Genomic DNA, 18,053 nt, shown 5'->3' on the forward strand with positions numbered 1-18,053 from the left:
GTCGCCACTCCTTTATAATAGCAAGTTCAATTTTTTTGAACTTGCTTTTTTTATATCTCTATGTATTATAGAGTTTTTCTTTGCATCTTTTTATACTGTATATGATTAGTAAAAGCTAATATCAAGATATTATGGTGATTATGGCAGCGGGGTACACCTCTTCCCTTTCCGAACAGAGAAGTTAAGACCGCTAGCGCTGATGGTACTGCCAATGGTGGGAGAGTAAGTCATCGCCATTCCTTTTTAAAGCGAGTTCAATTTATTTTGAGCTCGCTTTCTTTGTATAAAACCTATAGATTCCTTTAGATTAATTACTATTTTTGTAAAAAAGTATAAATATGTCAGAGAAAAGAAATTGGGTCAGTTTATATGACTTCGAAGATATAAGATTAGAGTTTTGGGAAGGAATTGCAAAAATAACTATCAATAGGCCAAGATATTATAATGCATTTACACCTACAACAACAACTGAAATGTCTGTAGCAATGGATATTTGCCGCGAAAATCAAGATGTTTTAACTGTAGTGATTACTGGAGAAGGGGATAAAGCATTTTGTGCTGGCGGAGATCAAAATGTAAAAGGTAAAGGTGGCTATATTGGAAAAGATGGAATTCCACGTTTAAATGTTCTTGATGTACAAAGAAAAATTAGATCTATACCTAAACCTGTAATAGCTATGGTGAATGGATATGCCATCGGAGGAGGACATGTTTTACATGTTGTTTGTGATTTAACTGTTGCTTCTGATAATGCTAAATTTGGACAAACAGGTCCCAAAGTAGGTAGTTTTGATGCTGGTTTGGGTTCCTCATATTTAGCTGCTATAGTAGGACAGAAAAAAGCTAGAGAGATTTGGTTTCTGAATAAGCAATATACTGCTGATGAAGCATTAGAAATGGGGTTAGTTAATAGAGTTGTTCCTTTCGATAAATTAGAAGATGAAGTAGTGGATTGGTGTAAAACAATGCATATGCGAAGTCCAATGGCTTTGAGAATGATAAAATTGGGTATGAATGCAGAGCTTGATGGTCAAATTGGGATCCAAGAATTCGCTGGTAATGCAACACTACTCTATTATATGACTGATGAAGCACAAGAAGGAAAGAATGCCTTTCTTGAGAAAAGAGATCCTGATTTTCATAAATACCCTAAATTCCCATAGTGTAAATGAGCAAGTTTAATAATTGGTTAAATGCATTTAGGCTTCGTACTCTTCCTTTAGCATTAGCCAGTATACTAATGGGAATCGCTGCGAGCGAAATGCATGGTGTTTTTAATTTAGATGTAAGTATATTTGCTATTATTACTACTCTTTTCCTTCAAATTCTTTCAAACTTGGCTAATGATTATGGGGATGGTATTAAAGGTACGGACAATGAGAACAGACTAGGACCAAAGAGAACAATACAATCAGGACTTATTTCTATTGAGGAGATGAGGAATGCGATTATTGTATTCTCCATATTTTCTTTAGTTTCGGGTTTATATTTAGTCTATATCAGTCAGATAAATATTCTAGAAATTACAATCTTCATTCTTCTTGGGGTTTTTGCTATTCTAGCTGCTATCTTTTATACTGTTGGTGAAAAATCTTATGGTTATCGTGGTTGGGGTGATATATTTGTATTTCTTTTTTTCGGTTTGTTGGCTGTATTAGGTTCTTTCTATTTGAATGCAAAATACTTTAGTCTAGATGTTGTTTTTCCTGCCATCACAGTAGGCCTTTTGAGTACAGCAGTATTGAACCTTAATAATATCAGAGACCTGAAGAATGATAAAGAAAATGGGAAAATGACCATTGCAGTTAAGCTAGGGGTGAAAAGGGCAAAATTTTATCATACCTTATTAATTAATCTGGCATTTTTTGCTTTACTGCTTTTCGTCAGTATGAGTGCAACTGCATGGCAGAATTATTTCGTATTCTTTATGTATCCTTTTTTCCTAATGGATTTATTGAAGATTGATAAAGAAACCGATTTGAAGAAATTGGATCCATATTTGAAGAAGACTGCATTAAAAACCTTTTTATTGGTTTTAATTTTCACCTTATTAGTATTTATATATTAGTAAGTAATGATAAAAGCAAAACAGGCTGTTCATTTAAATTTGAACAGCCTGTTTTTATTGTATTGTTTATTCCATTAAAGTTTAATAAATGGAATAATTTGTTGGTCACCTTTATTATTCAAAAGTTGAATATAATAGGTTGTAGGCTTGAATAAATGAGTATTAATTATAAAGCTACTCGAATTACTTCCACTTTCTATCAACTGTCCCATAGTATTAAAGATACGATATTCAATTTCCTCTTCAGATTTCAGTTTGATATTCAATACTTCTGAAATTGGATTTGGATATAATTGAGCAAGGTTATTATTCTTTGAAGAAGAAATATCTTCATTGCCTAAAATAACTGGATTTCCTGGAGGAAGAATAATAAAATCTAACCATGCAGCATCTAAACCACTTTCTCCGGTCTCATCCTTCATATATTCCCATTTAAATTCATGAATACCTTCAGTTACTGGGAACATAAATTGTTCAAATAAAACTAAACCACTCCATGCTGAAACTAAATAATCATCTATATAGAAATTTAGATAATCATGATTTTCTTCACTTGAAACCTGAAGATAGAATGATATTTCATTATCCGCAATTAATTCATATTCTAATGATAAAATGGAACTTTGATTGTCAGATATTTCACCAGAACGAGCTGAGAAATCTCCATCAACAGTATAATTATCCGCTATTGTCCATTCGAAGTCTCCTGTATTAGTCCAATTAAAACTATCAAAATTTTCAGATTCCCAATTTTCCACAATGATTCCAATATTGAAATAGAGCTCATTTTGAATAGTGAACGGATTAGCATCTAGCTCAAAAATTATGTTTGCAATATAGCCTATAGGTGCTGAAACATCTGTGATAATTTCAAAAGTTGCAGCTAAAGTTTCACCAATTTCAATTTGTTCAAAATTTGAGTTGCCTGAGTTGAGGGTGATAAATTCAGAATTAGGACTTATACTGATAGAACCTGCTGGTAATTTCATATGCCCATTATTCTTGATTTCTATAATTCCTGTAGCAGATTCACCTGCATCTAAATAGCCATTTCCATTGCCTTCAGTTTCCTCAAAACTAATGACGCTAAATTCTAAAGAAGGAGCAAAGACTTTAATTTTGAAGGTGCTTTCCCAAATAGAGTTACCATCAGTAGCAGAGAATGTAAATTCTACATTATGATTATCTGGAATATCAACTGAGGTGTTAAAACTAAAAGCATCAGTAATATTTATTTCCTCACCCGATGATAGGTTGCCAACAGAATATTCTGAACTTGTAATAGTAATATAAGAATCATCAGTTAAAAGTGAAATAATTACATTTTCAGCATCTGCAGAACCAATGTTTTTCACAATAAAATCTAAATCCACGGTTTCATTATAAGCAACGATACCATCCTCAGTTTCATCATTAATGGTATAACTTGTTTTCATAACATAGGCTCCTTCTGATGGAACAACTAAAATTTCACCTTCGTGACGGTAATAGTTTTGCTTAGTAATTACAATTTTAATGATAGTTCCCTCATTTTGATTAGGAATGGTTAAATTAGCAATACCATCCTCTATAAATCCATTGGAGATTAACTCTCCATCTACTGAAAGACCAATCAATGAACCATTTTCCCCACTGACTTGAATATTTGTAGTCGAAGTAGTTATTCCAGCTTCATAAGCAACTGGATTTTCTATAGGAACTTCAGTGTATACAGTATTAAAAGCATCACCATGGTGATGAAATAACCTATAAGTAATAGTTTTCATACTATTACTAGCCCAATTTGTTGAGGATAAGAAGTATTTTCCAGATGCTACTCCAAATGCAGGTCTAAAATCCCGTTCAGGAATTAGATTCCCACCGTAGTCTGGCATAAAATCTGGCCACATATTGTCATATAAACCCCAAACTAAAGCATCGTTTACAAAACTATAGGATACTTGTGTTGGAGCGGTTAGACTTAATGCTCCACCATTTTCATGCCTATGAAATTTTTCAGCGAAACAATTTTCACCTTCATTAAATTGACCTGTTTGGCAATTAATTGTAAATACATGACTTAATAAGTCAGCATTAGTTAATGAGTTAATATTATTGGTGTTAAAGTCTGGTTCTCCCCATCCATTATAATTTCCGTGATCTCTATGTTGAAGAATAAAAGCCCCAGCGTTTAGAGCATTGATAACATCAGTTTCAGTGCCACCGGTCCAATTTCCTAATTCGCCAGGTGTTGCAGGAAGGTATCCTAGACCATTTGGGCCAAAATAGCCTAAAACTGAACTTGTATTTGAAGCTGTAGACCATGGATCTATGGTGGGATTACCTTCGTATATAGCATTGATTCTAGTTGGATTTTTTCCAAGGACAGTTCGCATATATCCACCAACGGTCTCAGAACAAATTTGAAACCATCTTTCGGTTTGCCAACCAAGTGCTGTAATGGGTTCGTTATAAAAAGATTCTAGGGTAGGAGGGTTACGTTCATAATTCACAAATTTGTGTACCAGTACTTCAAATTCTTCATAACTTCTACCTGTCATACGGGCAAATACAAAATCAGGAAGGTTGTTTCCGGTAACATCTGCATAATAATTATCTGAGATATAAGTACCTTCATAGGGATGTGTCCATGAATTAGAAGTAATTCCATTTTCATCTTCACTGTAATCTGCCATTAGTAATACTGCTGATGGAACAGGATCCCAATTATCATATACTTCTTCAAAAAAACTATTAATATTTTCAATGTCATTGCCACCAATTTCGTCAACGGTCATTATTTTAGTATGAATACCTTGTTCATTTCGGAATTTTTTTATGGTATCTGCCCAAGGCAAGAAGTCTATATTATCAGGTACAACAATTAAATATTCACAACCTTCTTCTTTTGTGGTATTCATTCTTTTTGAATAGTCTATAGCAGGAATATCATCAATATTATAAGTTAAATCGCTTAAAATTTGATCCCAGAAAGGAGAACGGAATCTATCTTCACCATAGGTGCCTTTTGATTGACTTAATGAGATTTCTATTTCAATATTGTGATGAACCATTAATTCTTTACTTATGGCATTAAATTGGAAAGGTGAAATGGCAATTTGCAAGAATTGCATTCCTCTAATTTCTGATTGCTCAAAACTTGCAATGCTGCTTGGGTAAAATTCGTTTTTTTGATATTGAACTCCTTTTTTAGCCTTTATACTTTTTTGGGTGTCGAAAGGAATTGGAGCATTTGGAGCTAAATTAATACTTTCAATTATTTCTGATTGCGTGCTTTTAATAGCCAAATGAGGAATGGCACCATCGGGAATTAAAATTGATCTACTAAAGAAAGGAAGCTCGGGAGCCCCTTCAAGGCCAGGAACTAAACTTTCTTGGAATATTACTTTATTGAAATTCTCTCCATCAACTTCAGCTTCAATAAGTGTAAACTGATGAATATTAAAGCTTAAGTTTATAACTTCTTGTTTTGAGGAATTAATAATTAATCCTTCTTTACCTTTATTTGCGTCATAAGTATATTGCTGTGCTTGAAGAAATAAACCAATACTTAAAAATGAAAATATAAAAGTAAATTGTTTTAAAAAATGACTCATAGAGGTAAGTTTGTGTGTTTGAATGCACAAATCTAACAAAAATGACTAAGAATCCCCCCGATAGTTCAGACTCTTAAGTATTTATTTTGAAATATAATAAATAATGCCTACAATTAGCAATTATCTTTGTAGGCATTAAGTTCAGCTATTTTTAAATTGAGTTTATCTTGTAAAACAACATCTAAACGATTTGTTATTACTCATATCTTCTGTACTTGCATCATTACATGAGCCGTTACCTACTACAGTTGCTGTAGGAGATGCACCAGGTTGACCAGTATTTAACCATTCCCAGTCATTGGTCATATTAGTAGTACCACTGCCTGACTTCTGACATGTGTAATACCATTCGTCCCAAGTGCATAAACGGGAATCTTGATCACCACATAGTTTTGAAGCATCCCACCAGGTAATTGCACTTCTTTCATTAACTTCTATACAGAACTGTTCATTGATTGCCGACCAATCTCCAGCAGGGCAATCTCTTAAACTCGTTCCAGCAGGACCAATTGGTCCAGTGGGTCCTTGAGGACCTGTGGCACCATCAATTGTCATGATACTCCATGTACTTCCATTATATATGAAAGAAGCTTTCAATACGATATTATAATAAGCATCGTTTAGACTTGGGTTTGCAGGATCTCCTGCAGCTAATCCTCGCCAATTGATACTAGTGCCATCTGCTCCTGCAGGACCTGTATTTCCATCTGGTCCCTGAGCACCAGTTGCTCCAGTAGCACCAACACTTCCTTGTGGTCCAATAGGACCTTGGATTCCTTGAGGCCCAGTAAAATCTTCGCTAAGGAATGTAGTTCCATCTGTATAGGTTATAGTGAAAGTTCCATTGCCATTATTTACAGTTGATTGGATCCCAAGCCCTGTATTTCCAATTGGTCCTACGACACCTTGGGGACCAATAGGTCCTTGTACACCTTGAGGACCAGTTAGATCATCACTTATAAAAGTATTCCCATCAGTATAAGTTATTGTAAATGTTCCATTACCATTATTAACAGCAGATTGTATTCCCAAGCCTGTGGCACCTGTTAATCCAGCAGGTCCTTGGGTTCCAGTGACTCCTGTAGGTCCTTGAGGACCAGTTAAATCATCACTTATAAAAGTATTCCCATCAGTATAAGTAATGGTGAAAGTTCCATTTCCATTATTAACAGCAGATTGTATTCCTAAGCCTGTAGCTCCAGTTAATCCAGTTGGACCTTGGGTTCCAGTGGCTCCTGTTGGTCCTTGAGGACCCGTAAAATCATCACTAATGAAAGTTGTTCCATTAGTATAGGTAATAGTGAAAGTTCCATTTCCATTATTTATAGTGGATTGTATTCCAAGTCCGGTAGCTCCAGTTGCTCCTGCTACACCTTGCGGTCCAACAGGGCCTTGTACGCCTTGAATACCTTGTGGTCCTGTTAAATCGTCACTAATAAATATAGTTCCATTTGTATAGGTAAGAGTGAAGGTCCCATCTCCGTTATTTATAGCTGATTGTATACCTACTCCATCCGTTCCAGCAGGCCCTGTTGAACCACTTTCTCCTTGAGGACCTTGTGGTCCTTCTTGTCCAATAATAGAAGAAATATCTAGTGTGTTTCCAGAACTTATACTTAATGAATTTCCATCTAGACTTAAATACTGATTATCTGATGAAGTGATATCTAAGGTTTTGGTGGCAGGATTAAAAAATAAATTCGTCGCACCTGCTCCATTAATTTGCAATTGCTCTCCTAATTGAACCTCCCCAGAGTTTCCATGATCATCGTTTATTGTAATGGCAGAATGCTCTAATTTTTCATTAGTCACATTGGCATCGGCAATTTTATTAGTGATGATAGAGGCGGGGTTTAATATCATAACTCCAGTATTTGTTAATTGCGCATCGCCACTCAAATTAACTCCTGTAGCTATATTACTATTATTACCAATAAATATTTTTCCATTTTCTAGGCTTGGGTCTAAACCTCCTCCAGCTAATCCATTGATTTGATTCTGGAAGTGGGTACTATCTGTTATATTTTTGTTGTATAAAATTTGAATGGAGTCACTATTAACTGCATCTCGGTAGATGGCACGTGTTATTTCGGCTTGCAAAGAAAAATCTAAAGCATTTATTTGATTTTGAAAGCTTGTACTGTCTTCAAATATATTTAGTTGATTGATTAAAATCTCTTGAGTGTTGGCAGAAATACTATTTGAATTTTGCAATTCAGCTGAAATAGCTCTTGTAATTTCACCCAAAATAGAATTGGTATTGGCATCTATTAATTGTTTGAAATATAATGAATCACCATCGTATGAATTCTGAAGATTAGCAATAGCATCTGTATTGATTTGAATATTACTATTATTGATGGCTTCAGACATTATTGCACGAGTTACTTCTTGTAATATGGCATTTTGATTGGCATCGATAAGTGATTTGAGGTAAATACTGTCAGAAATAATTTTAGAGGTATTATTATCGATGAGGGATTGAAAGTAAAGACTGTCACTTTCAAATGAAATATTATCAAATAGATCTTGGAAATATAAACTGTCGCTAATAATTTGGATGGCATTCTGGTTGATAAGTTCTGCCAATTCAGTTTCAGCTCCAATGGCTCTATTCATTTCTTCAATGATACTCAGATCTAACAGCTCAAGAGCTTCATCTATACTCTGGAAATTTGACTCAAAATACAAACTATCGACTTTTATTTTTGAAATAAGTTCTTGAATTTCTTGAGAATTATCGAAAAAACTTAAATCAATACTTCCCCCTTCTTGAAGAAGGCTTAGAATATTCCCTTCCAATTTTATTTTTTGTAGTTCGTTGGTATTGCTAGTATCCACTACATTACCAGCAACAGCAGCATAACTAGCCATAGGTACAGATAATAATTGGGAAGTTCCCATCAGTACCCAGTTAGTACCTCCTTGGGGGTCTATACTCACTTCAATAAAATGTTCACCAAATCCCCAATCGATATCATTAAATGAACCTTGAGTCATTTCACCATTACCTACTTCAATGTTGATTAGTCCAAAACTATTGGTAGTCACAAAATGAGCTTCTAAATAATCAGCTGCATTTTCGCTAGTTATTTTAATTTGAATACTTACGTCGGCATCAGCGATAGGATAGCCAGCAGCATCACGAGCCACAGCTTGATATTTAAATGCCTGAGTATTTTGTCCAAAAGCAATGATTTGCAAGAGGAGCAATAAAAATAGAGGTATAGCTTTATATTTCATTTTTCTGTTTTTTAAATCGAGGATTCAATAATTATTGTTTAATAATTTTGAAAGTTTTAGTTTGTTGACCAAATACTATTTTCAAAATATAATGAGATCTTTCAAAAGATTGAAGGTTCCATTGAATGATGTTATGGCTAGATATTTCTTTTTCTTCTTTTATTAATCGGCCATTGGCATCGAAGAGTTGAACAAGGCAATTTTCATTGATTTGTTTTTCAGTATTAATTTTGATATTGACAAAATTGGGAGTAGGGTTAGGGTAAATATCTACTGATACATTATCTAATTTTATTTCATCAATAGCAGTAATAATATATAAATCCTGATGAAATCCTTGGGTTAAAATGTAATTTCCTTCAAATGTAGCAATGACAGGTTCCCCAAGAGTCCAACTTAAAGACACATTCCCATTTTCAAAATGATCACCTGCTGATGCAATAACTTCTGGACTAAGTTGTTGACTATAAGAATTTAATCCAAAAATTACAAATACGATTATAATAATTTGTTTCATGATCATTTGATTTTAATTTCAGTTTCACTCATCATTAGCTGTTTCTACGCAGAGCTATTGAAAATGTTACTTGTTTGGCGTGTTTTTGAGTTCTCATCCATCAAGCCTAACAAAGTTAAGAATATTGAAGAGGGATATCAATTAATGGCATAAAAAAAAGGCTACCTGAATAAGGCAGCCTTTATGAGAAATCTTATTAAAGCTTATTGAGCGATATACGACCAAGTAAGCGCATTAATATCAACTGTAAATTCATAAGAACCAGCAGCAGGAACTTCTAAGTTTCCAGCACTAGGATCGATAGATAAAGTACCATCTGTATCACCAGCTCCATAATTTGTGCCATCCCAAGAACCTTCAGAGGTAAACTTGAAAATAAGTTCATCACCAGTAATATCAACTATACCTACGAAAATACCATCAGCATTATCATCAGTTATTGTAGGTGCTGTTGCAGGATCCCATCCTTGATGAGCACCAGGAACATATAACATAGCTACAGGAGCATCAGAAACTACAGAATAGGTCATGTCATTTGTATTAACAGTGATAACATAAGTACCATCTGCTTCAACAGGGATTGCAGCAGGATCTGTACCAGTACCATCATTAACAGCAAGTTCACCAGCATTAGCTCCCATACCATATTGTGGTTGCCATTGACCAAGAACTGAAATAAACTTGATACCTTCACCACCAGCAATTAAATCAGCAGTGAGAGTGTATACTCCACCTGTTCCATTAAATGGAATAGCAACAGTATTATCCCAACCTGCAGCACAACCATCACCTAACATATAAAGTTCTGGATCAGTAGTACCTGCAGATTTAACTGTAAGTGTATAAAGTTCAGTTATAGCATCAATTTCTAATACGAAATCATATGTTCCATCAGCAAGAGGAACAAAGTTTCCATCACCATTACCTTCGAAATCAGCAGCAGCAGTACCAGCCATTGTTACATCTGGGAAACCGATTGATTTACCATTCCAGTCTTGACCTTCTCTAATTTTGAAAGAACCAGCAGTAGTTACTTCAACACCTTCATAAGTCCATGTGTAATTTGTTTCATCTACAGCAGGAACAGAAGTAAGAATAGTAACATCCCAGTTATGTTGCTCTCCACCAACTACAAGACCGTCACCAACTAAACCTAGTTCAGTAGCAGAATAGTCAATAGTTTCCAAGTCACCAGTTTTAACCATAGTAGCTACAGTACCACCAGTTAGAGACCAAGTTACTGTGATTGTATATTTACCAGGAGTATCATTAACAATATTATCTCCACCAGGAACTAATGCATTAACAGCACCACCATAGTTAGAGTTAACTTTGATACCAGCATTTCCATCACCAAGATCAAAATCGGGGCTTAAGATAACTTTCCAACCATTAGAATAACGGAATTTGAAATCAGCTTTAGTCATGACGATGTCAGTACCTGAGAAAGTCATAGTATTAAGATCGAAAGTAGCATCTAATTGAGTACTTCCACCCCATCCACCAGGAGTAGCAGCACCAATAACACCCCAAACCACTTTAGCTACAGTTACAACTCCCAATTCTGAGTCATAAGCAATATGGTATAAACCATCTTCAGATACTGTGAAAGGTGTAGTTGATTCAACTAAAGAACCACGATATAAACCTAAAGTAGGCTCATCACCATCAAGGTCTGCTTCAGCAACCATTCCGAAATCAGCACCAGGACCATAAATAGTCTGAGTAGCACCATCAACAGTAATAATATTGAATCCTTCAGTACCACCTTTAATAGCAACATAAAGATCCATTAATTCTGCTCTATCTTCTTGTAAAACTTCGTTACGAGTGATAGCCATTTTACCTTTAGTATCGAAATCAACTAAGGCTGTTCCAGCACCTTTAACATAAGTTCCATCCAATACGATTACTGGAGGAGTATCATTTGTATCATCGTCATCATCTTTGGTACAGGATGTACTAATTAATGCGAATGACATTAACATTACCCATGCGATATGGGTTAATTTGAAAAGATTATTCTTTTTCATAAGTCTAATTTTTGATAATTATTTAATCAGTTAATAAATTATATTTTGTTTTTGTAATGACAAAGATAGTTAATTTCCTAAATTGGGGTTACCATCGATAGCCCATTGTGGAATAGGGAAGATTTCTTTCTCAGCAGTCTGAGCTTCTTTTTCCCACCAAGAGTTTCCCCATTTACCAAAACGGATTAAATCTTGACGTCTATGACCTTCCACAAACATTTCGCGACCTCGTTCTTCAAGAAGTTGATCTAATGTACATCCACTATAAGGAGAAACATTTGCTCTTGTTCTTATTGGGTTCACCCATTCGTCACCACTATTTCCTAGTCTAATTTCACATTCAGCTTTCATTAAGTAAAAGTCTGACAAACGGAATAACGGAAAATCGTTGGATAAATTTTCTTTGGCACCTTTTTTTATTTCATATTTACCAATTCTTGCACCAGTTGTTCTAATTTGTTCTGGAGAAAAATCATCTGTCATTGACAATGCTGGCAAATATGGATCGATAACTAGAGGCTCTCCTAATACACTTTCTATGATTTCTTCACCAGTACTAGCATATTGCGGACCCCAAATAAAATGAGCTTCTTTTCTTAAATCAATATCTTCATAGGTATCAAAATGAGTAGGTACAACAGCAAAACCATTCCATGGTCCTACAGGCATATCATAAGTAAGGTTATGTTGATAATGTAGTGTTCTCATATGCAGTCTAAAACCTTCGAAGTTGTTTTCGTCATAAGGAATAGAGAAAATAATTTCTGGAGAAGCATCATTATCAGTTACAAATGGCGACTTTACATCATTTGCAAGACTATAAGGACCTGACATTACACTATCACAATATTGGTTAGCTTTTGACCATTGTGCAGTTCCAGTATATACTTCAGCATTAATATAAAGCTTCGTTAATAAGGCAAAAGCCATATTTTTAGTAGCCATATATTTTAAATTACCTTGATTTAAATACTTTAAGTTTTGTTCAACAGTCGAAACTAAACTGTCATAAATAGCCTCACGTTCAATTTTTTCTGGTAAGAAACTTTCAGCTTGAACTGAAGTTACATAAGGAACATCACCATAATTATCGATTAATAAATAATAGAAGAAAGCTCTTAAAACTTCTAATTCTGCAATTTTAGCTTTGATATCATCACTGTCACCAATGCTTTCTAATTGCCCAATTGTTTGGTTACAAACTGTAACTCCACCCCAAAAGAGGCTCCACATTCTATTTACACCTTCGATATCATTTGTCCAACGATGCGTGTGCATATCGGCCCATTTTCCACCATCAAACCAGTCAGCACCTCTAGTAGGTCCACAAAGTTCATCTGATGTAATTTCTTGAGCCAAAAACCACCAACCATTATCATCAGCCATATTTTGTAGTTGTTTATAAGCGTTAACACTTAATGTAGCAACCTGGTCGCTGTTCTCAGGATATAATTCTGCTGGTATTTGATCGTAATATTTTTCGTCGAGTTTCGTACATGAAGATGACAAAAACAATAGAATTACGAATAAAGATGATATAATTTTTATATTTTTCATTTTTTATTCCTCCTTAAAATGTTGCTGTTAAACCAAAAGTTATTGTTCTGGTATTAGGATAGACATTATATTGATCCCAACCATAGGTAAGCCCATTATAATATATTTCTGGGTCAGCACCACTGTATTTTGATAATGTGAATACATTATTTACAACAGCAAATAGTTTTAAATTACTAATCCATTTTATATTTTGAGTGTTGAAATTATATCCTAGAGAAATATAATCTAATTTAACAAATGAAGCATCCTCTAGATATTCAGTGGCTATAACTGCAGTTGTTACACGACCTTGTTCAGCCCAATCTAATGCTTCTTCTACAGCATTTAATTCAGGTAAATCAAAAGGTGCATCCATAAACATTTGTGTTGCATTATATTTCTGATGACCAATCATTGATCTAAATGAAAAGTCTAAGGTCCAATTTTTAAAGAAAGTCATATAGTTAGCCCAACCCAACTCAATATCTGGGTTTGGAGAGCCAACAAATTTTCTTTCTGCATTTGCCATTTGGTCAGTATATCCTCCTGTTTTAGACCTGAAAATAAACTGTCCATTTTGAATAGTTGCAATTTCTGGCAAATAAAACTCACTAACTTCATGTCCCTGTTGGTTTCTAATTAAATAAAAACCATCACCTATAGCACCACGTCCTGAAACGTAACCTCCATTTTGAAAACCATCATCACCAGTTCCACCTTCACTCACTAATTCAATCCATTTAGATTTATTATGAGCCATTGTTAAAGATGTTTTGTAAGAGAAATTCGATTTATTAATAACATGTGCTTGTAAATACAATTCAATACCTCTATTTTCAATATTACCAGCATTGTCAAAAGTAACAGCAGCTAAATTTGATCCTTCTGAGGAAGTAGATCTAGGGTATAAAAGATCTGTAGTGTTTTTATAATAAACTTCTAGACTACCATTAATTTTACTGTTGAATATCGCAAAATCAATACCTAAGTTAGTTTCAGCTGTTCGTTCCCACTTTAAATCTGGATTATCATTACGAGCAGCTACAAAGGTAATTACTTGATTGCCATTTTCAGGGTTAGTAGCAAGTCCACTAGATATGTATGATACTTGACTGCTTCCTGGACTGAAATCTTGATTCCCAGAAACTCCATAACTTGCTCTAAGTTTTAGCTGATCTAGCCAAGTGACATTTTCTAAAAAATCTTCTTCTTGCATGTTCCAAGAGGCAGAAGCTGTTGGGAACCAACCCCATTTGTTATTTTTACCAAATTTGGATGAACCATCTCTTCTTAAACTACCAGTTAAATAATACTTTCCTTTATAATTGTATTGAGCTCGTCCGAAGAAACCGATTAGAATATCATCAGGATTTCTATAAGACCCAACATCGCCCCAAACAACATCGGTAAATGTTCCTAGGTTATTAGCTCCAATATAGGGAGACTGAGGGTCTCTAGCTTGGGCATTAAATCCTTTAGAGGTTTTTTCACTCCAAGAATATCCAGCCATAAAATTAATATTATGAACTTCATTAATACTCTTTATATAAGTTAAATAAGCTTCTAATTGTTTGTTATCTTGCGTGTGATAGCTTCTGCTTCCGTATCCATCATCTGCTGAGGCATATACACCCTTAGGGCGGAAATACGTATATTCTTGATCTGTTCTTTTGTAACTAAGTGTAGCAGTTCCAGTTAGACCTTCAAAAAACTCAAAGTCTCCTTTTAAACTTCCTAAATAGCTTTTTGCATCGCGAATATTAGTGATATTATTGATTACAGAAATTGGATTTTCATAATTAAATGCTCTCTGAGTCATATCATAACCGCCACTAGAATTATAAACAGGATCTGTAGGGTTCCTAGTTAAAGATTGATAAATAACAGCGTCTTTTCCGAAACCATTTAAGTTCTCATAATCATTGTTCTCAAAAGAAGTTATTAAGTTGGCATTTAATGTTAAACGATCTTCAACTCCCTTGTGAGTAATATTCATTTTTGCAGTAGTTCTTTCTTTCTCAGTACCATTCATAACACCAGTCCAGTTGTTATGATTAATAGAGGCACGGTAATAACTGTTTTCACTTCCACCTGCAAAACTCAAATTGTTTTCAGTATTATTTCCTGTTCTGTACAATTCATCTTGCCAGTCAGTGTTGGCTCCACCATCAATAAAGTCAATATTATTTTCACTGGCATAAGCTCTAATCTGACTAGCATCCAAAACCTGTTCGGTTTTAGCAACACTACTAATAGAATATTTAGTGCTGAAATTAACCTCTGAAACTAAAATTCCATTCTTTTTACCACCTTTTTTTGTAGTTATGATAATTACTCCATTTGCACCTTGTGAACCATAAATAGCAGTAGAAGCAGCATCTTTAAGAATATTATAACTTTCAATATCTTCAGATGCGATACTTGTAGGATCACCACCAGGAACACCATCAATCACATAAAGTGGACTTGATGAAGCTGTAAATCCTGATGAACCACGGATTCTTATAGAAAATCCACCATTCGGGTCACCACCTTTTTTAGTAATGGAAACTCCGGCTGCTTTTCCTTGTAATCCTTGAATCGGATCAGAAAGTGCACCTTGATTTAACTCCTCAGCAGTAACATGTGAAACAGCTCCAGTTTTGTCTGTTTTCTTTTGTGTACCATAACCAATAATAATGACTTCATCTAATAACTCAGATTTTGGAGCAAGGATGATATCAATGGTTGATTGTGCAGCTACAACTTCTTGTTCGTTATAGCCAATGTAAGAATAAACGAGCGTAGAACCTTGTTCAACAGTAATGGAATAATTTCCATCGAAATCTGTAGTAGTACCTTGTGTGGTACCTTTTTGAATTACAGAGACACCTATTAATGTAGTTCCATCTTCCGAATCGGTAATGGTACCAGTCACGGTGATTTGCTGTGCGTTAGATAGCGATACCATTCCTATCATCAAGAATAGAAAAAGTATAGGCCATTTCCCCAGTTTTTGTAACATCATACTATGTTTTTAGTGTTAATTTTTGATTAATAACCCCGCTAAAGTAGTAAATTTTTAGTGATTTACAGTGGTTTTGCTATATAGAAGAGTCAATAAAGTCCGCAATCGTTTGCGAAAACGTTTGATGTTGACAAATATTAAAAAAGGCCATATTTATTAATATGGCCTTTAAATATTTTGTAAGTAATTTACTTATTTGAACTGGATGATGGTAGATTCTTTTGCGGGAATCTCAAAATCATCGATAATAATGGTTTCTTTTGAAAAAATATCAGTCCCTTCAATATTAGCTATTTCCATTTCAGGAAAGCTAGAAGAATTCAACTTTCTACTTCTATTTCCTTTATTGATGATCACCATGATTTTCTGATTTTCATCATATCTAAAGAATACATATAATCCACTGTCAGGGGCATAATGCATTAATTTCCCTTGATGGATGGTGCTACAGTTCTTTCTAAAATTCAATAAAGTTTTGAGGAATTCTTGTGCTTCTAAAGCTTTTGGACTTAAGTTTTCTCCAGTAAATGCATTCACTTTATCATTTGGCCATCCACCAGGAAAATCTGTTCTGATTTCACCATGATCGTGGGAAAGTGGATTTGACATCAGAATTTCAGTTCCATAGTATATTTGAGGTATTCCTCTTGTGGTGGCAAAGTAAGTTAATCCCATTTTATAGAGCTCAAAATCTTCATTCAACTGCGTATAATATCTGTCCATATCGTGGTTGTCGGGAAAGATAACCAAGTTATTGGCATTTGGGTAAACATAGTCACAGGCAATGAGTTCGTATAGGTTATTTAAACCAGTATTCCATGCTTCCTCTTGTTTTAGGGACTCTACTAGTGTAGCCTGTAAAGGGAAGTCCATTAATGATGGAAGGCATGAGTTTAGGTTTTTGGTTTGTTCATTTCCTCTTTGCCATTTGGCGATAATAGAGGGGTTTAGGCTCCATTCTTCACCCACTATATTAAAGTTTGGGTATTCATCCATGATGGCACAGGTATAGGCTGACATGAATTCTGCTCCTGGATAAGGATGGGTATCGTGACGGATTCCTCCGAGGTCGGCTACTTCAACCCACCAAATGCTATTTTGTATCAAATTATCGCGTAGTAGGGGATGATCGCCATTTAAGTCTGGCATTTCACTAACAAACCAGCCTTTTTCGAATTTCGCTTTGTCTGAAGGTGCCACATAAGGATCATTTATAACTGTTCTGCGGTGATTGGTGATTTGATAAATATCTTTATCATTGATCCAGTCTTGGTCAGGCATATCCTTCATCCACCAATGTTCGCTTCCACAGTGGTTCATGATTTGATCCATGATGAGTTTAATCCCTCTTTTATCTGCTTCTTTGGAGAGGAGGATATAATCATCAATTGTACCATAGCGAGGATCTATTTTATAATAATCGGTTGTGGCATAACCATGATAAGAAGTACGAGGCATATGGTTAATGAGTATTGGATTCAGCCAAATGGCAGTGAATCCCATTTCTTGAATATAGTCTAAATGATCGATGACACCTTGTAAATCTCCTCCATGCCTTGCTTGGTTATCTTTCCTATTGAGCTCATCTCCTAATTCATCAAAGTGATCATTATAAGGATTTCCATTGGCAAAACGATCTGGAGTAATGAGATACATCACATCGGAGCTGTTGAAACCTTCTCGCTGAGCTGATTTTTCTCGTCTGTCTTTTAATTCATATTGTATAGAGGAGGCTATTTTATTATTCTTGAGAAAATTTATTTTAAAGGCATCCTCCGAAAACTTTTCATCGATAGCAATATAGATAAACAAGTAATTGGAGTTGTTGGTGAGCTCAGTTCTTAAGAGCTGAATCTGTTTATTCTCGATTTCAATTTTATGTTCAGCAATATTCTCTCCATAAAACATGATTTGTAATTCAGGATTATTCATGTTTTTCCACCAAAAAGGAGGTTCCATTCTTTCAACCAACTCTTCTTGGGCAAAACTATTTATTGAAAATATAATGGCTAGAATTAAGATTATATATTTCTTCATTATTGAGATTATT

The 18,053-nt window shown here is 34.7% G+C and carries 9 protein-coding genes and 1 rRNA gene; 3 read left to right on the forward strand and 7 right to left on the reverse strand.

The window, feature by feature from the left end; all coding sequences use genetic code 11:
* Positions 1–130: 130 nt before the first annotated feature.
* From rrf to HNS38_RS12885, 3 genes are all read left to right on the forward strand, one after another.
* Positions 131–239: ribosomal RNA gene (gene rrf / locus HNS38_RS12875) — 5S ribosomal RNA — on the forward strand.
* Positions 240–338: 99 nt separating this feature from the next.
* Positions 339–1,163 carry a 1,4-dihydroxy-2-naphthoyl-CoA synthase gene (gene menB / locus HNS38_RS12880; RefSeq protein ID WP_172346576.1) on the forward strand — a complete coding sequence of 275 codons (825 nt, stop codon included), beginning with the start codon at positions 339–341 and terminating at the stop codon, positions 1,161–1,163.
* Between the two features lie 5 nt (positions 1,164–1,168).
* Positions 1,169–2,068 (forward strand): 1,4-dihydroxy-2-naphthoate polyprenyltransferase, encoded by a 900-nt coding sequence (locus tag HNS38_RS12885; protein ID WP_172281997.1) that lies wholly within the window; start codon positions 1,169–1,171, stop codon positions 2,066–2,068.
* A gap of 74 nt (positions 2,069–2,142) precedes the next feature.
* On the opposite strand, the gene HNS38_RS12890 is transcribed toward HNS38_RS12885, so the two are convergent.
* From HNS38_RS12890 to HNS38_RS12920, 7 genes are all read right to left on the reverse strand, one after another.
* Positions 2,143–5,664, reverse strand: coding sequence for a C25 family cysteine peptidase (locus tag HNS38_RS12890; protein ID WP_172281999.1), 3,522 nt, complete (start codon positions 5,662–5,664; stop codon positions 2,143–2,145).
* A 162-nt stretch (positions 5,665–5,826) separates the two neighbouring features.
* On the reverse strand, positions 5,827–8,907 hold the full coding sequence (locus HNS38_RS12895) for a collagen-like protein (RefSeq protein WP_172346577.1): 3,081 nt from the start codon (positions 8,905–8,907) through the stop codon (positions 5,827–5,829).
* Between the two features lie 31 nt (positions 8,908–8,938).
* On the reverse strand, positions 8,939–9,424 hold the full coding sequence (locus HNS38_RS12900) for a T9SS type A sorting domain-containing protein (RefSeq protein ID WP_172282003.1): 486 nt from the start codon (positions 9,422–9,424) through the stop codon (positions 8,939–8,941).
* A 203-nt stretch (positions 9,425–9,627) separates the two neighbouring features.
* A complete protein-coding gene (locus HNS38_RS12905; protein WP_172282005.1) occupies positions 9,628–11,457 on the reverse strand; it encodes a SusF/SusE family outer membrane protein in 1,830 nt (609 codons plus the stop codon).
* Positions 11,458–11,526: 69 nt separating this feature from the next.
* On the reverse strand, positions 11,527–13,014 hold the full coding sequence (locus HNS38_RS12910; protein ID WP_172346578.1) for a RagB/SusD family nutrient uptake outer membrane protein: 1,488 nt from the start codon (positions 13,012–13,014) through the stop codon (positions 11,527–11,529).
* A gap of 13 nt (positions 13,015–13,027) precedes the next feature.
* Positions 13,028–16,003 (reverse strand): SusC/RagA family TonB-linked outer membrane protein, encoded by a 2,976-nt coding sequence (locus tag HNS38_RS12915; RefSeq protein ID WP_216663717.1) that lies wholly within the window; start codon positions 16,001–16,003, stop codon positions 13,028–13,030.
* 192 nt (positions 16,004–16,195) lie between these two features.
* On the reverse strand, positions 16,196–18,040 hold the full coding sequence (locus HNS38_RS12920) for a glycoside hydrolase family 13 protein (RefSeq protein ID WP_172346580.1): 1,845 nt from the start codon (positions 18,038–18,040) through the stop codon (positions 16,196–16,198).
* Positions 18,041–18,053 lie beyond the last annotated feature (13 nt).

It is taken from the genome of Lentimicrobium sp. L6 (assembly GCF_013166655.1).
Taxonomy (GTDB): domain Bacteria; phylum Bacteroidota; class Bacteroidia; order Bacteroidales; family UBA12170; genus UBA12170.